Source organism: Achromobacter sp. CSND-B12, from assembly GCF_052906545.1.
Window position 1 is genome coordinate 4,357,921 of the sequence record NZ_JBREGJ010000001.1, and the last position, 16,668, is coordinate 4,374,588.

Below are 16,668 nucleotides of genomic sequence, written 5' to 3' on the forward strand. Positions count from 1 at the left end.
ATGTCGGATTGGTTTCTTGATCAATTCTCTTCTTGGGGGCTCTTATGCACGATGCCACCAGCCCGTCCCCCCGTCTTAGGCTTGCGGTAGCACCGGGCGTATCGTCATCTCAACTCTCGGCGCTTCTCGCGCGTCAACGCGCAGAGGAGCCGGGCGTCACCCTCGCGGTTTTCGAGGTTGCAGGTGACGTCCTGCTTGAGGGGCTTCTTGAAGGCCGCTATGACGTCGGGATGTCGCTTCAGGGGTATAGCGACCCCGCTCTCAAAACGCAGCTCTTATGGACCGAGACCATGGCTGTCGCCATGCCGACACGGTTCCACTTATTCGACGAGGCGAAGCTCGCCATCGCCGATCTTCGGGACTATCCCGTCTATCGCTGGCAGGCAGAAGCCTGCCCCCTGCTGGATGAGAGGCTGGCCTCCCTCATGCCAGTGGACCAGGAGAACCTCCAACGGGTGACTTCCTTCGAGATGATGGCGCTATGGGTCGCAGCGGGCTATGGCGTCGGGGTATCTACGCGATCGCGCATTGAGCGTGCCCATGAATGGGGAATCACCGTGCGACCGCTCGCCGGCGGTCCCTACGAGATCGCGACATACCTGCAGCGGCCCCACGCGCATGCCAATTCCACTTCGGAGCGGTTCGAGCGCAGAGCGCTGCAAGTCACCGGGGCTGGCGTCACATAGTGGCACCTACGGCCGGGGCCATCATCCCGGCCATAGCTGACGCGCAGGATCAGGCCCCCTCAAACACTACCGCGCTGTCCACCAGCCGACGCACGCTCTGCCGCACATCGCCGGGGGTGGGCCATATGGCAACGGCCTCGGGCGCATCCGCATGGCGCTGGTAGTCGCCCATGATGACCCGGATGATTGTGGGCACATTGGTCGGCGTGACCGCATCGATGGCCGCGCGATCCCCCAGATCGGGGTGTGGCTGGGTCAGCATGCGGTATAGCTCCCACGAATCCGCGCGAGGGCACTGGTTCATGAGCACCTGGGCCAGCTTGTGCTTGAGCGGCACCAGTTGCCAGTCGGGAACCCGCTGCCCCCGGTTGCCCAGACTGATGGACAGCAGCTTGCCCGCTTTCAGCTCCCGATTGATCTGATCCTTGGACTTCCCAGCCAGCTTGCCGAACAGCGGGACCGGCAGGTTGTTCGGCGACTCGTACATCGCCAGCATTTCCTCGCGCTCGCGCTGAATGGCGGAGACTTCCGGCTCCGGGGCATGCGTCGGGGGTGGCGGCACCTGCGACAGCCTCTGGAACGTGATTCCGCCGCTGTTGGGGGTCACGACGATGGGCGTGGCCACCACGGGCGAGACACCGGAGGCAACAGGCTCGGCCACCGTGGGGGCCGCACTCACCACATCCTCCGCTTCTGCCATCACCGGCACCCCGTCGATACGAATGGTCAGGTGCGCGCTCGCAGCTTCCACTTCGCCCTGTTCGAGCAGGTCCAGGCGATCGGCCCAGTCCTGCATCATCCGGCGGCGCGGCTCCACGTACTTGGCGTGGTTGTAGGCCGAGCTGACCTTGTTTGGATCGGAGTGCGAAAGCTGCGCGTCCACCCAAATCTTCGGGTATCCGATCTCGTTGAGTGCGGTCGAGATGGTGCCGCGGATGCCGTGGCCGGTCAGGCGCCCCTCGTAGCCCATGAGCTGCACGGCCTTGTTGAGGGTGTTCTCGCTGATGCGCTTCTTGAGTTCGCTGCGGTGCGACAGCAGGTACTTCTGCGCCGGCCGCATCACGCCCAGGAGATAGCGGACGATCTCGATGGCCTGCAGGGACAGGGGCACGATGTAAGGCGGCACGTCCTGCGGCCGCTTGCCGGCCTTGCGCATTTCGTCCTGGAGCTGCTTGACGACCTGGGGCGGGATGATCCACAAACCGCGGTCGAGGTCGAATTGCTCAGGCTCGGCCAGCCGCAGTTCGCCCGTGCGCACCCCCGTCAGGAACAGCAGCCGGACGCCAAGCTGGGTCTGCCAGCCGCGGGGGTTGTAGCGCCGGAGCTTCTGAAGGAACTCGGGCAGCTCGGGCAGGTGCAGGTAGGGGTTGTGCGCCACTGGGGGCTTAGGTTCGGCCACCACGTCCAGGTCCGCAGCCGGGTTGACTTCCAGCCCCTCGGCGATGACTAGGGCATAGCGAAACATCTGGTTGAACCAGGTACGCACCTTCTCGGCGGTGGTGAACGCCTTGCGCTTCTCGATCGCCGCCACCACGCCCACCAGCTGGGGCCGGCGAATGTCGTAGATCGACATCTTTCCCAAGGTAGGCAGCACGTCCTTGTTGAAGATGCGCAGGATCTGCGACAGCGTGCTTTGACGGCCTTCCTTGAGTTCCTTGCGGCGATGCTCGACCCAGGCATCGAAGACGTTCTTGAAGGTGTATTCGCCTGCCAGCCTGGCCGCGTGCCGGCGCTGATCACGCTCGATCCGGGGATCGATCCCCCTGGCGATCAGGGCTTGGGCCTTGTCCCGCTCGGCACGGGCCTCCCGCAGGCTGAGGGCGGGATAACTGCCCAGGGACATGCGCTTTTGCGTGCCCAGCCAGGAATAGCGGAAGATCCATGACTTGCCGCCTGCGGCAGAGACCATCAGGCTCAGGCAGTCGTTGTCGTGGAGGGTATAGCGTTTGCCGGTGGTCTTGGCCTGCCGGACGATCAGATCAGAGAGTGCCATTTCGAGGCTCCTAAGTGATGACTTAGGCCTTATGCTCGTCATGGTTCCCGCTCAGCCCCAGCAACTATACGGAAGCCGCCTCACCCGTATTCCTGTGCCTAAATTGGCGCCTAAAAAAGGCTGGCTGTGGGTGGATTTCCGTGGCGCTCGCTGGAATGAAAAAAGGGGCCGAAGCCCCTCTTTTCAACGACTTACAGACGTCAGTAGAAGTCTGTAGATCATAACTTGGAGCGGGAAACGAGTCTCGAACTCGCGACCTCAACCTTGGCAAGGTTGCGCTCTACCAACTGAGCTACTCCCGCGGGGGCACTGCGTTCTGGTGTGTTGCCAGTATTGCTGCCGACACATCGACACGTTCTGAAAGAGCTCGTGTCCACCAAAGACAGCGATTATACACAGTTTTTAGGACTTGTGCGGGCTCGACGTTGCTCTACCGGAAAAAACCGCCGCGGCATCGCGCTCGTTGCCAGCGAGCAGGTCTCGCTCGCGCATGGCGCGCCCATTGCCGCTCGTGGCTCGCCTCGTCTATCGCGGTCCACCCATTGCGGTTCGATCCTTGCGCATATCGAATCCGCAGGCGCGCGACCACGAGTTGCCGCTACGACGCGATGTTGCGGCGGGCGTTGCTTTGGGGGCATTGCCCGGGAGCACTGCGGGAGCGTTGGGAACTGTAATGGGGGGCTGCTGCTGAGCGGACCCGATTGTGGTCCAGGCGGCTTTGGCGATCCCGGCGGTGGGGTCCAATGATGCGGTGGCATTCAGCCAACGACGCATCGACTGGAGCGGGAAACGAGACGTGTACTAGGACAGTAAGTCGTTGTTTCCCAAACACTTTCTTCGTTGGGCTGGCCAGCGAAGACCTCAATTGTAGCCTTGTTTTTCGTCCTCGGCAACAAATTCGTCCAAAGAGTTCCACGGACGTCCATAGAGCTGCACTCAGCACACCACACCCACGATCGGTACATCGTCGTAGGCGACTGCCTCGAACTCATCACCCACGCCCGGTTGTCTGCCCGCATCCATCATCGCGAAGACAACCCAGGTAGATGGTTCTGGTGATGGCACAAGTCGGATGCCACCTGGAAGCGCCAGCACCACAACTCACAGGCGACCTTCTGTCCAAGCTCCTTTGGAAGAACGCGCACGCTGGTCACCGCGTTTCCGCACACGATTCTTTGTCGATATATCAGGATGACGGGGCAAGCATGACAGGTGCGGATTTGCTGCGTCCGGCTGGACATTCGAGGACGATTGCGGCCCCCTCACGCTTCCTGAGACCGCTGGCATATCAGGTCATACCTAGACGGTTTTGCAGAAACCGTAACTTCTCACGACCCTGATAGCGTGAGCGTCGTTGTCGAGCCTACGTCCCGATGCTCGACCTTCTAATCGATGATTTTTGCACATCGAACACACGACGACTACCAGTTGCGCGAACTGGTGAGAAGTATTCAAACCACATGACGAAGCGGCCTTCGGGACCCACTTCCTACACAAGCGACAGGCCGACCATGAGGTCGGCGACAAAGGAGTCGGTCATGTAGTTCTTCTCCTGGAAGGAGACGGAGCATGCACGAGAACAAGAATGATGCACCAACATCAAAGGTGTTCTATCGCCCGATCGAAGCGTCCATCCGCTGGGCCGGGCTGCTGCGATACGAGCAGGTGATCCTGGCTTCGATTTCGTCGCCAAGGCGCCTGCCGCAGTCGTTGGACTGTCCACGTTGTGACGAGCTGCGGCTTTGCACCGAACGTATCTTCGACGGCATCCTCAATGGAGAACTGCCCTTCGGACGGAACGGCATCACGACGCGCGATTCCGCGCTGATCGACTCCCCTGATCTGACGGTGCGCCACGTCGATCTGAAGCGCTGGATGCGCCAGCACTATCCCGAGCAACGACCGTGCTTCCTCTTCTCCCGGAGCGAGCGCATCGCCCATCCCTTCATCTCGATGGAAACTGGGCAGGCGATGCTAGTCGAGCGCCTGGCCCTGAAGTCCACCTTGGACCAGTACAAACGCCAACTGCATGAGTTGCAGGAAAAGCACGGAGCGCTTCTCAAGCAGATGGCGCCCTCTGCTGGCGCACAGTGCCTGATCAGTGATCGCGCCGAAGCCACCTACTTGAACATCATCGGCAGCATGCTGGACCTGATGCTCGGCCAGTCGCCTTCCGGCGTTCCGTACTCCAGCTTCAAGACGCAGGAGGCGGTGGTCAGCGCGTTGGTCGCACATCACAGCGGCGCCATGGGGATCGCGGAGCGGACGCTAAACGGCAAGTTCGCCACGGCCAGACGCCGGCTGCGTAGCGCAGCAGTCTGAGGTTTTCCACCTTGTATGTGCAATCGCGGAGATTGCATTTGCAATGTCTTTTCGCATCCATGTCTATTGAATGGAGGGCACGCCAACAAACGCCACTGAGCGTTCAGGAGTGACCGCCATGTCGCAAACACCTGCACTGCCCGCAAGCGAGCGCCGCATCCTGCGGCTTGATGAAGTCGAAACCAAGTCGGGTTTCAAACGCGCCCACATCTACAACCTGATGCGCAAAGGCCTGTTCCCGAAGGCGCTGCGCCTGGGCGTGCGCGCGGTCGGCTGGGACTCCATCGAGATCGATCAGTGGATCGCCGAGCGCGTCAACAACCGGGTCTGACCCGTTCTCCAGCGGACTTCCCATCCTCACACGGAGAACGCCATGCAGGTCGTATCCATCATTTCAACTAAAGGTGGCGTCGGCAAGACCACCACGGCCGCGAACCTCGGCGGACTTGCCGCGGACGCGGGGCTGCGTGTGCTGCTGCTCGACCTCGACGTGCAGCCCACCCTGTCCTCGTACTACGAGCTAGGCCACCGCGCACCTGGTGGCATCTACGAGTTGCTGGCCTTCAACGAGCGCGACCTCGGGCTGCTTGTGTCCCGCACGATCATCGCGGGCCTGGACTTGGTGCTCTCCAACGACCACCGAGGCGAGCTGAACACCTTGCTGCTGCACGCGCCGGATGGGCGCTTGCGGTTGCGCCATCTCTTGCCGGTCCTGGCGCCCCTCTATGACCTGGTGCTGATCGACACCCAAGGTGCGCGCTCGGTGCTGCTGGAGATGGCGGTGCTCGCCTCCAACCTCGCGCTGTCGCCCGTGACCCCGGAAATCCTTGCGGCGCGCGAGCTGCGGCGCGGCACCATGCAGTTGCTCGAAGACATTGCGCCATATCGGCACCTGGGCATCGAGCCTCCACCTCTGCATCTGCTCATCAATCGCGTCCATCCTGTGTCCGCCAATGCACGGCTGATCCAGCAGGCCCTGCGCGATCTTTTCCAGGATCACGCCGGCATCCGCGTGCTGGCCACCGACGTGCCGGCCATCGAGGCGTATCCGCGTGCAGCTACGCGCGGACTGCCGGTGCATCGGGTCGAATACCGCCAGCCGCCGGGCAGAGTCGCCCCCGCCGCGCTCGACACCATGCGCGGCCTCGCAGACGAACTATTTCCGCAATGGCGGCACCGATTTGCCATGGTGTCCGGCCGTCCGCCACACCCTCTTGATGCCGGGAGGTCCCATGGCGAACGCACATGAGCTTGCCCGAGGCCACAAGCGGCTTCGCGCCCTGATCGAGTTCGCGGTTGGCGAAGGTTGGCACGTCAAACGCACGCCTGGCGGCCACCTCAAGTTCACCAAGCCTGGCTGCGCCGCGATCTACACCAGCTCGACGGCCAGCGACCATCGGGCGACCCTGAATGCCCGTGCGCAAATCCGCCGCGCCGAGCGCGAGGCCCGATACCAAGCGCAGGGAGGCGGCCATGGCTGAGATCACCTCCCAGCAGATGGCTGGCAAGCTGCTCGCGGCCGGGTTCGAGCGCAGCGGCCCGTCAGCCTCGACCTTGAGCGACCCGATCGCCGACACACCCATGGTCGTGACCCTAGATCAGTTGCGCCCTTACGACCACGATCCCAGGAAAAAACGCAACCCGGCCTACGAGGAAATCAAGGCATCCATCCGCGAGCGCGGTCTGGACGCGGCGCCGGCCATCACTCGCCGACCAGGTGAGGACCACTACATCATCCGCAACGGCGGCAATACGCGGCTGGCGATCCTGCGCGAACTATGGTCGGAGACCAAGGACGAGCAGTTCTTCCGTATATCGTGCCTGTTCCGGCCGTGGCCCAGCCGCGGCGAAGTCGTCATGCTGACCGGCCACCTGGCCGAGAACGAATTGCGCGGGGGCCTCACGTTCATCGAGCGCGCCCTCGGCGTCGAGAAGGCACGCGAGTTCTACGAGCAAGAAAGCGGCACTGCCTTGAGCCAGTCCGAGCTAGCCCGCCGCCTCGCCGCCGATGGCTTCCCGGTACAACAGTCGCATATCAGCCGCATGAACGACGCGGTGCAGTATCTCCTGCCCGCGATCCCCACCGTGCTCTATGGCGGTCTCGGTCGCCATCAGGTCGAACGCCTGTCGGTCATGCGCAAAGCCTGCATGCTCGCGTGGGAGCGCTACGCCAAGGGCCGCCCACTGGTTCAGGACTTCGACGAATTTTTCCAGGAAGTGCTGTCGCAATTCGACGTCCAGGCCGACGAGTTCTCCGCGCAGCGTGTACAGGACGAGCTGATCGGCCACATGGCCGAGATGCTGGGTGTCGATTACGACGTGCTCGCCCTGGACATGACCGAATCCGAGAGCCGGCAGCGCGCCTTGGTCAGCGACCCAACGCCGCCCTCGACGCCGCCCGCGTTGCCGGAGCCGGGAACCAGCGCGCGCCCACCTGCAAACACTGCGCCACCCATCGCAGGGGCTGCATCCGCAGCGCCGCCTGCAGGCCGACCTGCGGCAACGCCCTCGACGCGCGAGAGCGGCACGGATGCCAGCCAGGCAAGTCCGGCCAACCCTGCGGCGGGTGGCGATCTGCTTCGGGAGCACATCGTCTCGCCGGCATCGACGACCGAACGGCTCCAGTCCATTCAGCGCATGGTCGCCGACCAGTTGGGTGATGCGCTGCCGCCCGACTTCTCGGCGAGCGTCTTGCAGTCCATCCCCGTACAGGCTGGCGGGCTCTATCCGATCTCCGATGTCTGGTACATCGATCCCGGCCTGGACACAGCCGAGCGCTTGCGCATCCACATCGCACAGTTCGCCCGCGAAATCGCGGGCGAGGCAGATTTGGACGAGTGCATTGATGACCGTGCAGAGGGTATCGGTTTCGCCTGCCGGGCCGGCACCCAGAACCCAGCGCCACTGGGCCGTGCCGTCCTCGCGTTGTTGGCGTGCCTGGCCGGTCAGCGGCCCGCCGACGTCGGCCTGCACGACGGGCAAATCGTCATCGAACTGCCGGCGCTGCTGCACGGCCAGGGTGATGCGGCCCAGCGATTGAGCGATACCTCGCTGGTCAAGCTGTTCCGGCTGCTGCGGCTGGCCCGGCGCCTGCTCGACCTTGAAGCCGGCGCTGCGGGCCTTGGAATGTGAGCGAGGGAGGCCAGCATGTCCGCACCACACCCACTCAACCAGGCCGTCATCGCCCAGGCCCTCTATGACCTGCGCAATGGGCAACTGCGCCGGTGCAAACTGATGGGGTTTGGCGAGGAAGAACTGGACGCCCTCAAGCATCCCGCGCTGATCAGCGTGCTCGCCAACGCTAACGTCTCCTGGTGCTCGGTGACGGTCAACCGCGAAGTGCTCCGGCGACTGCTCAAGCAGGCGCAGGATGTGGAGAAGGAAATCGCCACGGTCGATCGCATGCTCAGGCTGGGCGCGAGCACCGAGATGGTCAGCCGGTTCTATGGCCTGACCCACCAGGAGGTGGCGCTTCGCCGCGAAATCCTCGGCCTGCCGAAGCGCAAGGGCCGCCACCCCGTGCTGGACGAGAAACAGGACACGGAGCTGTGGCGGCAATGGAAGGCCGTGACCGGCAGCAGGAATGTCGATCTCGAAGACGAAACCTCCATCCTCGACGCCACCATGGACTTGGCCGAAGGCATGTCGCTGCCTCTGTCGGTGGTCTGGGCCTCGATCAAAAGCTGGGTCGATCAGGGATTGGGTTGAGCCATGGCCGTGGACGACACCGCACCACGCCGTGGCCCCGTCGCACTTGCTGACCTGTTCGACGCCGCCTTGAAAGACCTCGTGCCCAAGCCCAACCCCAGTGCGCCAGCACCCATGCCTGCGCCGACGCCCGCCACGTCCGGCGATGCCTTCCTCTTCAGCGGCAACCGGCATGAGACCGTGCCGCGGCGGCTGTTCCTCGACCGTCGCCTGACGCCGCTGGAGCGCAACGCCTGGCAGGTGTTCCGGCTGATGCTCAACGACGATGGCGTGACCGCCTTCCCGACGTATGAGCAGCTTCGACCATGGCTGGCGTCGATGCCCTGCGCCGGGCAGGCCTCGCATGAAACCGTGGCCCGAGCGTTGACGCTGTTGCGCCTCACCAGATGGTTGAGCCTGGTGCGGCGACGGCGTGACCCCAAGACCGGCCGCATCCTCGGCAACCTCTATGTTCTGCACGACGAACCGCTGACGCCCTTCGAGGCCATGCAGCTCGACGCCGACTACCTGGCACTGGTCAGCCAGTCCCTTGGCCATTCGGCCAAGGCCGTCCAGATGGTCGGCCTGAACACCCTCAAGGAGATCGCGGAAGATCCGCTGCTCTCCGGGCGCACACTGCCGTCGCGGCTGCAGGTCCTGGCAGAACGCCTCGCCAGCCAAGGCATCACGGCCGCCGAGAGTTATCCACAGGAGGATGCCGCCCACGAATCCGAAGAAGGAGCATCGAGCCTTCTTCGGAATGCGGATGACCCGTCTTCGGAATCCGAAGCAGGGGCGAAACCTGCGCCAGACGCCTCTCTTCGGAATCCGAAGCAGGCCCGTACAGTACGTAGTAGTCGTATTAATGAAGTACGTACTACCGCGCAGGCGCGCGCGCTGGGCGATCTGCAATGGCCCAAGCGCTTCACGGAACTGAAGGCAGAGCAGCAGACAGGTGCCAGGGTGGCATTGCAGCAGGTCGATGCCGCGCTGAGACAGGCCGTGCTGGACGAATGGGCCACGCGATGCAGCAATCATGGCATCCGCAATCCTGCGGGGTATCTGTTCGGCATCATCCAGCGCGCCATCCATGGCGAGTTCAATGCCTGGGCCAAGAAAGACGCGCCATCGGCATCCGTCCCGCCAAACGAGCGGCCACCACCAGCATCGCCACCTCAGCCGCAGGGTAAGCCAGTGCCGCCGGAAGTCGCCAAGCAGCACATCGAGCGGCTACGCAATCTGCTCGCCAGCAAGTGAGTCGTCATGCAAGGCGGTGAAAGTAGATGTCCATGGCCGCCAGTAGAGCTATCCCCTGGGGATAGTTCCGCTGCTGGGCACAACGCCAGGCTGTCGCAGGCCTGGGATCGACCCTCTGCCGCAGCATCGGTGTTGTCCCCCCTGATCCCGGCGTGCAGCGTTCGTTGGCGCTCCATGGAGCTATCCCCAGGGGATAGCTCATGCCGCATGCAACCGCCACGCCCTAAACCGGGGCCGGCCGGGATTCGGATTCTTGACTGACTGCCTTCCGCTTCCTGCCGAAGCTGGCCGCTCCTTTTCCAACAACGAGCGGACACCATGGCAACCAATGAACCTCTGCAACTGAATCTCGGCTCCCTGCGCAGTGCGATGTCGCTGACCCTGCACACCCACCACGCTTCCCGCATCTGGCACGGCCGCGCCGCCGCCGAGGGGCGACCGGGCATCGTCGGCCTGAACGGCTACATCGCCCAGATGAACAAGATGCGGCGGGGCTCGGAGCAGGACGACCCGTACAGCGACTTCTGGATGCTGCGCATCGAGGACAAGCTCGACCAGACCAAGGCCACGCTGCAATCGCTGCGCGAGCAGGTGGACCAGGCGCTGGCGAGCGTGCCGCCAGCGCTTAGCCTGGGCGAAAACCTCAACGTGCAGCCGGTCAAGCTGCCGCTCTTCGTCAACGCGCAGCTCGGCTTTGCCGCGGTCTATCTTCTGGCCGACTACGACGACATCGCCCGCAAGCTGATCCTCGCCCATCACACCGCGCTCATTGACCGCAGCACCTTGGAACGCTGGCTCAACGAGGGCGCACATTCACTGCGCAGCCTGTTCTCGCTGGCCCAGCAGTACCGCTATTCGGGCTGCACCCGCGATGATTTCGCGTCGAAGAATGCCGCCGCGCGAGCCGCGCTGGAGAAGTACGGCGAACTGCCGCAGGACGTGCTGGAAGGCACTCGTCGCTCGAAGTTTGCGCCGCCCATCGTGCGCCGTGGCCTGCAGCAGCGCAGCGACGGTCCTGCCGAAGCACCTCCGCCCGGAGATGAAGCCACCACCGCAGAGCCGCCCGAAGCGTCAGCCGGCGAGGACGAGCCGGCATGAGCGACCCGAACCAACCGACCCGCTACTTCCGAGGCCTGCAACAGGGTGCCTTCATGCGGCTGGAACACGCAGCCTCTCTAAAAGGCCTTTTAAAGCCTTTTAAGGGTAAAGGGGACTTCGAGGCCTGGGCCAGCCAGTGCTTCGCCATGCGCGACGAGTTGATTGCCCTGGCACAGCGACAGGTACTGGAGCAGGCATGCGGGCACCCCTTCCACCTGCTGTCCATCGAACTGGCCCAACAGACCACCGGCGCAGGAACCGTCTTCTTGCGCTGGCGCAGGCACGACAGGTCGGCCATGGGCGTGGCGCTGTGGCGGGAGCTGATCGCCAGCACCAGCACGCCCGTCAACCTGCTGGCCGACCTGCACGCGATCGAGTTGCAGCGCATCACGTTGAACATGCAGATCAGCCTGCTGCACACCCTGGGCAGGCAGGCGCAGGAATGCGCCAGCAAGGCGGCCCAGGCGGACGACGCCTACCTGCGCCGACTCACGCCCATTCCCGCCGCAATGCGCGATCGGTGATTGCGCCGGGCATCCAGCACGCTCCCGACGCCGACGAGGCACGGGTATTCAACCACCACGGAGATCACACCATGAGCACGCATTTTTCCGGCGAAGGCAACATCGGCTCGCCACCGGAGTACCGCGAATTCCCCAACGGCAACGACGAACCCAGCCGCCTGCTGCGCCTGAACGTCTATTTCGACAACCCCGTACCCAAGAAGGATGGCACCTTCGAGGATCGGGGCGGCTTCTGGGCGCCGGTGGAAATCTGGCACCGCGACGCCGAGCACTGGAAGGACCTGTACCAGAAAGGCATGCGCGTGCTGGTCGTCGGCCGCATGGAGCGCGAACCCTGGACGGACAACGAGGATCAACCGCGCGAGACCTGGCAGATCAATGCGCGCAGCGTCGGCATCCTGCCGTTCCGCATCGAATCCGTGACCCTCAGCCCAAAGCCGCAGGAGGCAGAGTCCAAGCCCCAGGCCGCGCAGGAACCGGCTGCGCCGAAAGAATCCAAACGCAGGAAGTGAACCAGCTTGGAGGGCGGTGGCACGTCTTCGCCGCCCTCCATGCGCTGGTGGAGCTATCCCCAGGGGATAGCTCCACCAGCGTCCACTGACTTCCACGCACTCCCGCAAATCGCGGCTCCCGATCCGCACACCCGCGGCCACGCGCGCCTCCCGCACAAGCCATTCCATCCCGTGAAAGCGGTCGCCGCCGCATGCGGCTTGTTTGCTGCTGCCCCAGACGGCGCTCGGCATCCTCGATTCCAGCAACTCCATAAACAACGGGAATCGGGATGGACGGACATGCGGCTGTTCTTGTGCGAGAAGCCCTCCCAGGGCAAAGACATTGGCCGGATTCTCGGTGCCACGCAGCGCGGTGAAGGCTGCCTCAACGGTTCCGGCGTCACCGTCACCTGGTGCATCGGCCATCTCGTCGAAGCGGCAGCCCCCGAGGTCTATGACGCGGCGCTCAAGCGCTGGTCGCTGGAGCAGTTGCCCATCATTCCTCAGCACTGGCGGGTCGAGGTCAAACCGAAAACCGCCACGCAGTTCAAGGTCGTCAAGGCGCTTCTGGCGAAGGCGACCCAGCTTGTCATCGCCACTGATGCCGACCGCGAAGGCGAGTTGATCGCCCGCGAGATCATCGATCTGTGCGGCTACCGCGGTCCCATCGAGCGGCTGTGGCTGTCGGCGCTCAACGATGCGTCCATCCGCGCGGCACTCGGCAAGCTCCGGCCATCAGCCGAGACCCTGCCGATGTACTACTCGGCGCTGGCACGCTCTCGGGCGGACTGGCTCGTCGGCATGAACCTCAGCCGCTTGTTCACGGTGCTAGGACGACAGGCCGGCTATGACGGCGTGCTGTCGGTCGGCCGCGTCCAGACCCCCACGCTCAAACTGGTCGTGGACCGCGACCGCGAGATCGCCGCCTTCGTGTCCGTGCCGTACTGGGCCATCGACGTGTCCCTATCCGCTGGTGGCCAGACTTTCACCGCGCAATGGGTTCCCCCGAAAGCATGCACCGACGACGCCGGCCGCTGCCTGCAGCAGCCCATCGCACAGCACGCCGCGCAGCAGATCCGCGCGGCGGACAGCGCCCAGGTGGTGTCGGTCGAAACTGAGCGCATGCGGGAAGGCCCGCCGCTGCCGTTCGACCTGGGGACCTTGCAGGAGGTGTGTTCCAAGCAGCTTGGGCTGGATGTGCAGGAGACCTTGGACATTGCTCAGGCCCTGTACGAGACGCACAAGGCCACGACGTACCCGCGCTCCGATTCGGGATACCTGCCAGAAAGCATGTTCGCCGAGGTACCAACGGTTCTCGACAGCCTGGTCAAGACCGATCCCTCGCTGCGACCGATCATGGACCAACTCGACCGCACTCAACACTCACGCGCCTGGAACGACGCAAAGGTGTCCGCGCACCACGGCATCATCCCGACGCTCGAACCGGCGAACCTCTCGACCATGAATGAGAAGGAACTGGCAGTGTATCGGCTGATCCGAGCGCACTACCTGGCGCAATTCCTTCCTCACCACGAGTTCGACCGCACCGTGGCGAACCTCTCCTGCGGCCAGCAGACGCTGGCGGCCACCGGCAAGCAGGTCGTCATCAAGGGTTGGCGCCTGGTGCTGGCCGAACCGCAATCCGAGGAGGATGGCGACCCTGCGGCGCGCAGCCAGGTACTGCCCGCGCTGCGCGAGGGGCTGGCATGTCAGGTGGCCGACGTCGATCTGAAGGCGCTCAAGACGCTGCCCCCTCGGCCCTATACGCAAGGCGAGTTGGTCAAGTCCATGAAGGGCGTCGCCAAACTGGTCTCGGACCCGCGCCTGAAACAGAAGCTCAAGGATACGGTCGGCATCGGCACCGAAGCGACGCGGGCCAACATCATCAGTGGCCTGCTGACGCGGGGCTACCTCGTGAAGAAGGGCCGCGCCATCCGTGCCTCGGATGCGGCCTTCACCCTGATCGACGCGGTACCCACAGCGATTGCCGACCCAGGGACAACCGCCGTCTGGGAACAGGCGCTGGACATGATCGAAGCTGGGCAGCTCACGCTGGACGTATTCATCAGCAAGCAGGCTGCATGGATCTCACAGTTGATCGCGCAGTACGGCAACACGTCCCTGTCCATCAAGATTCCCCAAGGGCCGGCTTGCCCGCAGTGCGGTGCGCCCACGCGCCAGCGCACCGGCAAGAGCGGCCCGTTCTGGTCGTGCAGCCGCTACCCCGACTGCAAAGGCACGCTGCCGGTCGAATCCGGCACGTCCAAGCGTAGTGCCTCGCGTCCGCGCAGTGGCGGCCGCAAAGGCTCCTGACCGCCCCCGTTCCCCGTGAACCGTGCCCGCCATTGGCGGCACGGCCTGTGTCCCGCACGCCCTGCGGGACGCCCAGCGCGCAACGCCTTCTTGTCCGTGTGCGCGTCCCGCCCGGTCGTCCCCGGCCGCGGGACCTGAAGGTAGCTTTTCCGCGAACCGCCTCCCGCGCGTTCTGCTGATCTGTATTTCTCCCGCCTCTGCGAAGGGTCCCCCGATGGCTTGCCAAGCTGCGCGAGCCACCCGGAGACCCTTCGTGGTCAGCGGTATTCGGTGCCGGTGCCCGCCGGCGCAAAAACGGGCTCCCTTTGTGCGCGGATGTGCGCCAGAAGATGCCGGCGCGAACCACGACATGCGCCGGGTGTGATTGCTGATGAGCAGACGGTTCTAGCGACGACCGGGCCTGTACCAGCCCACGGGTGGTTCTGTCCTCCCGAGCCGAAGGCCGCAAGGCCTTCGGCGCCTTTCTCCTGCCTATCAACGTCCCGGCCCGCCCCGGGCCACTCGAACAGGAGACCCGACATGAACCCGCAACCTTGCACCCTTCGCGGTGCGCCCCAGGCCGCGCCACTGCTGTATGGCAGCGTGTGCAGCGGCATCGAGGCCGCGAGCCTCGCCTGGCAACCCCTCGGCCTTGAAGCCGCGTGGTTCGCCGAGATCGACCCGTTCCCGAGCGCCGTGCTCGCTCACCGTTACCCCCATGTGCCCAACCTGGGCGACATGACCGCGATCGCCCGCCAGGTGCGCGCCGGCACCGTGCCAGCGCCCGACATCCTGGTCGGCGGCACGCCATGCCAGTCGTTCAGCGTTGCCGGCGCCCGCCAGGGACTGGATGACCCGCGCGGCGCCTTGACCCTTGCCTATGTGGAGCTTGCAAATGCCATCGACCAAACCCGCCACCAAGACCGCCGCCCGCCGGCAACGCTCGTCTGGGAAAACGTCCCCGGCGTCCTCAACGACCGCAGCAATGCATTCGGACATTTCCTGGGGGCACTGGCCGGAGAAGGCCGTGCGCTCCAGCCACCAGGGGAAAAATGGGCGCACGCTGGTTGTGTGTCTGGACCCCGCCGCCGCATCGCCTGGCGCGTGCTCGACGCTCAATATTTCGGTGTCGCCCAACGCCGCAAGCGCGTGTTTCTTGTGGCAAGTGGTGGAGATGGTCTCGATCCCACCGAAGTACTTTTTGAGCGCGCAGGCCTGCTCGGGGATTCTTCTGCGGGCCGCGCGCCGTGGCAAGAAACTGCCCGCGCTGCTGAACCAAGTGCTGCAGCAGCAGGCGGATACGCAGGATTCGCCGGGCTGACACAGCCCTACGGCAAGGTCACGACGATGTTCGGATTCAGCGGCGGCACCGGCCCCGTCGATGTTGCTGCATGCCTGATGGCCGCGGGTCCCAAGCACGACATCCGCACCGAGACGTTCATGGTGCAGTCCATCGCCGGCAGCATCGCCCATACCCTCGACACCGCCAACAACGGCAAGGGCAGCAGCGAGGACGGCACCGGCAAGGGCGTGCCGATCATCGCCTTCACCGCCCAGGGCAGCGGCGCGGATGCCACGATCGACCTGACGCCAACGCTGCGTGCCGGCGGGCATCGCAACAGTCATGCAAACGCCGGCGTCGTACCCGCCATCGCCTTCGCGCAGAACAACCGCGGCGAAGTACGCTTCGAGTCAGGCCATGGACAGGTAGCTTGCACCGTCCTGTCCAACGGCAAGCCTGGCTACGGCGTGCCGATGGTGGCCTGCGTTGCCCTCCGGGGACGGCCGCAGGGTCTTGCCGCCGAGCTGGGCGGCAGCGTAGCGGCCGCGCTGCGTACCAGCGGCGGCGGTGCTGACAAGCCCCATGTGCTGGCCCCCGACTTCGAGGCGCACTACCGCTACGACTGGAATGAACCCGGTGCAGCGGACTGGTCGCAATGGCGGGTGCGGCGGCTGATGCCGATGGAGTGCGAGCGGCTGCAGGGCATGCCCGACGACTACACGCTGATCCCGTATCGCGGCAAGCCTGCCGCTGACGCTCCGCGCTACAAGGCGATTGGCAACTCCATGGCCGTCCCATGCATGGCTTGGCTGGGCAACCGGCTGGTGCAGTGCCTGCACAAGACGGGCTCGACCGCTTCGGATTGATCGACGACGCAGCCTGCGCGCCGCGCCATTCTCGTCTCTGCATTGCCGATGTATCGGCAGCAGCCCGCAGCCAGGGTGTCAAGGCTGCCGTGGGTTCCGCCCACGCCACCCGTCAGTTCGCTTCGGCATCTCACCGGCGAACGCTGCCCACCGGGGCATCGATGCCTCCT

General features: G+C 64.5%; 14 protein-coding genes and 1 tRNA gene. 13 read left to right on the forward strand and 2 right to left on the reverse strand.

From position 1 onward, the window contains the following. Nucleotides 1-44 precede the first annotated feature (44 nt). Nucleotides 45-686, forward strand: coding sequence for a substrate-binding domain-containing protein (locus ACUTAG_RS20565; protein WP_011347496.1), 642 nt, complete (start codon nucleotides 45-47; stop codon nucleotides 684-686). A gap of 49 nt (nucleotides 687-735) precedes the next feature. Here ACUTAG_RS20565 and ACUTAG_RS20570 read toward each other — a convergent pair whose 3' ends face one another. Together ACUTAG_RS20570 and ACUTAG_RS20575 are read right to left on the reverse strand one after the other, a co-directional pair. Continuing rightward, nucleotides 736-2,679 (reverse strand): tyrosine-type recombinase/integrase, encoded by a 1,944-nt coding sequence (locus tag ACUTAG_RS20570; protein WP_011347495.1) that lies wholly within the window; start codon nucleotides 2,677-2,679, stop codon nucleotides 736-738. A 226-nt stretch (nucleotides 2,680-2,905) separates the two neighbouring features. After that, nucleotides 2,906-2,981: transfer RNA gene (locus tag ACUTAG_RS20575), tRNA-Gly, on the reverse strand. A gap of 1,267 nt (nucleotides 2,982-4,248) precedes the next feature. Here ACUTAG_RS20575 and ACUTAG_RS20580 point away from each other — a divergent pair. The 12 genes from ACUTAG_RS20580 (at nucleotide 4,249) to ACUTAG_RS20635 (ending at nucleotide 16,498) form a co-directional block, all read left to right on the forward strand. After that, a complete protein-coding gene (locus tag ACUTAG_RS20580; RefSeq protein WP_057380526.1) occupies nucleotides 4,249-5,001 on the forward strand; it encodes a hypothetical protein in 753 nt (250 codons plus the stop codon). Between the two features lie 118 nt (nucleotides 5,002-5,119). Further along, nucleotides 5,120-5,332 carry an AlpA family transcriptional regulator gene (locus ACUTAG_RS20585; protein WP_023103939.1) on the forward strand — a complete coding sequence of 71 codons (213 nt, stop codon included), beginning with the start codon at nucleotides 5,120-5,122 and terminating at the stop codon, nucleotides 5,330-5,332. A gap of 42 nt (nucleotides 5,333-5,374) precedes the next feature. After that, nucleotides 5,375-6,250 carry a ParA family protein gene (locus tag ACUTAG_RS20590; RefSeq protein WP_446650290.1) on the forward strand — a complete coding sequence of 292 codons (876 nt, stop codon included), beginning with the start codon at nucleotides 5,375-5,377 and terminating at the stop codon, nucleotides 6,248-6,250. Beyond that, on the forward strand, nucleotides 6,234-6,482 hold the full coding sequence (locus ACUTAG_RS20595) for a hypothetical protein (RefSeq protein WP_019726333.1): 249 nt from the start codon (nucleotides 6,234-6,236) through the stop codon (nucleotides 6,480-6,482). Before ACUTAG_RS20590 ends, ACUTAG_RS20595 begins: the two co-directional genes overlap by 17 nt. After that, a complete protein-coding gene (locus ACUTAG_RS20600; RefSeq protein ID WP_057380524.1) occupies nucleotides 6,475-8,133 on the forward strand; it encodes a ParB family protein in 1,659 nt (552 codons plus the stop codon). The genes ACUTAG_RS20595 and ACUTAG_RS20600 overlap by 8 nt, the downstream gene beginning before the upstream one ends. 15 nt (nucleotides 8,134-8,148) lie before the next feature. Beyond that, complete coding sequence (locus ACUTAG_RS20605; protein ID WP_023093474.1) at nucleotides 8,149-8,709, forward strand: DUF2857 domain-containing protein; 561 nt, start codon at nucleotides 8,149-8,151, stop codon at nucleotides 8,707-8,709. A 3-nt stretch (nucleotides 8,710-8,712) separates the two neighbouring features. Continuing rightward, on the forward strand, nucleotides 8,713-9,945 hold the full coding sequence (locus tag ACUTAG_RS20610; RefSeq protein ID WP_446650291.1) for an STY4528 family pathogenicity island replication protein: 1,233 nt from the start codon (nucleotides 8,713-8,715) through the stop codon (nucleotides 9,943-9,945). Between the two features lie 318 nt (nucleotides 9,946-10,263). After that, nucleotides 10,264-11,043, forward strand: a complete 780-nt coding sequence (locus ACUTAG_RS20615; protein WP_057380522.1) for a PFL_4669 family integrating conjugative element protein — start codon at nucleotides 10,264-10,266, stop codon at nucleotides 11,041-11,043. Then, complete coding sequence (locus ACUTAG_RS20620) at nucleotides 11,040-11,567, forward strand: DUF3158 family protein (protein WP_034084952.1); 528 nt, start codon at nucleotides 11,040-11,042, stop codon at nucleotides 11,565-11,567. Before ACUTAG_RS20615 ends, ACUTAG_RS20620 begins: the two co-directional genes overlap by 4 nt. A gap of 71 nt (nucleotides 11,568-11,638) precedes the next feature. Next, nucleotides 11,639-12,079 carry a single-stranded DNA-binding protein gene (locus ACUTAG_RS20625; protein WP_057380521.1) on the forward strand — a complete coding sequence of 147 codons (441 nt, stop codon included), beginning with the start codon at nucleotides 11,639-11,641 and terminating at the stop codon, nucleotides 12,077-12,079. A 279-nt stretch (nucleotides 12,080-12,358) separates the two neighbouring features. Beyond that, nucleotides 12,359-14,371 (forward strand): DNA topoisomerase III, encoded by a 2,013-nt coding sequence (locus ACUTAG_RS20630; protein WP_446650292.1) that lies wholly within the window; start codon nucleotides 12,359-12,361, stop codon nucleotides 14,369-14,371. A gap of 519 nt (nucleotides 14,372-14,890) precedes the next feature. Further along, complete coding sequence (locus ACUTAG_RS20635) at nucleotides 14,891-16,498, forward strand: DNA cytosine methyltransferase (RefSeq protein WP_057380519.1); 1,608 nt, start codon at nucleotides 14,891-14,893, stop codon at nucleotides 16,496-16,498. The last annotated feature ends 170 nt before the right edge of the window (nucleotides 16,499-16,668 follow it).

Bases quoted from the DNA above. Each gene is read 5' to 3' on its own strand.
- ACUTAG_RS20565 (WP_011347496.1), top strand. From the start codon at position 45: ATGCACGATGCCACCAGCCCGTCCCCCCGTCTTAGGCTTGCGGTAGCA.
- ACUTAG_RS20570 (WP_011347495.1), bottom strand. From the start codon at position 2,679: ATGGCACTCTCTGATCTGATCGTCCGGCAGGCCAAGACCACCGGCAAA.
- ACUTAG_RS20580 (WP_057380526.1), top strand. From the start codon at position 4,249: ATGCACGAGAACAAGAATGATGCACCAACATCAAAGGTGTTCTATCGC.
- ACUTAG_RS20585 (WP_023103939.1), top strand. From the start codon at position 5,120: ATGTCGCAAACACCTGCACTGCCCGCAAGCGAGCGCCGCATCCTGCGG.
- ACUTAG_RS20590 (WP_446650290.1), top strand. From the start codon at position 5,375: ATGCAGGTCGTATCCATCATTTCAACTAAAGGTGGCGTCGGCAAGACC.
- ACUTAG_RS20595 (WP_019726333.1), top strand. From the start codon at position 6,234: ATGGCGAACGCACATGAGCTTGCCCGAGGCCACAAGCGGCTTCGCGCC.
- ACUTAG_RS20600 (WP_057380524.1), top strand. From the start codon at position 6,475: ATGGCTGAGATCACCTCCCAGCAGATGGCTGGCAAGCTGCTCGCGGCC.
- ACUTAG_RS20605 (WP_023093474.1), top strand. From the start codon at position 8,149: ATGTCCGCACCACACCCACTCAACCAGGCCGTCATCGCCCAGGCCCTC.
- ACUTAG_RS20610 (WP_446650291.1), top strand. From the start codon at position 8,713: ATGGCCGTGGACGACACCGCACCACGCCGTGGCCCCGTCGCACTTGCT.
- ACUTAG_RS20615 (WP_057380522.1), top strand. From the start codon at position 10,264: ATGGCAACCAATGAACCTCTGCAACTGAATCTCGGCTCCCTGCGCAGT.
- ACUTAG_RS20620 (WP_034084952.1), top strand. From the start codon at position 11,040: ATGAGCGACCCGAACCAACCGACCCGCTACTTCCGAGGCCTGCAACAG.
- ACUTAG_RS20625 (WP_057380521.1), top strand. From the start codon at position 11,639: ATGAGCACGCATTTTTCCGGCGAAGGCAACATCGGCTCGCCACCGGAG.
- ACUTAG_RS20630 (WP_446650292.1), top strand. From the start codon at position 12,359: ATGCGGCTGTTCTTGTGCGAGAAGCCCTCCCAGGGCAAAGACATTGGC.
- ACUTAG_RS20635 (WP_057380519.1), top strand. From the start codon at position 14,891: ATGAACCCGCAACCTTGCACCCTTCGCGGTGCGCCCCAGGCCGCGCCA.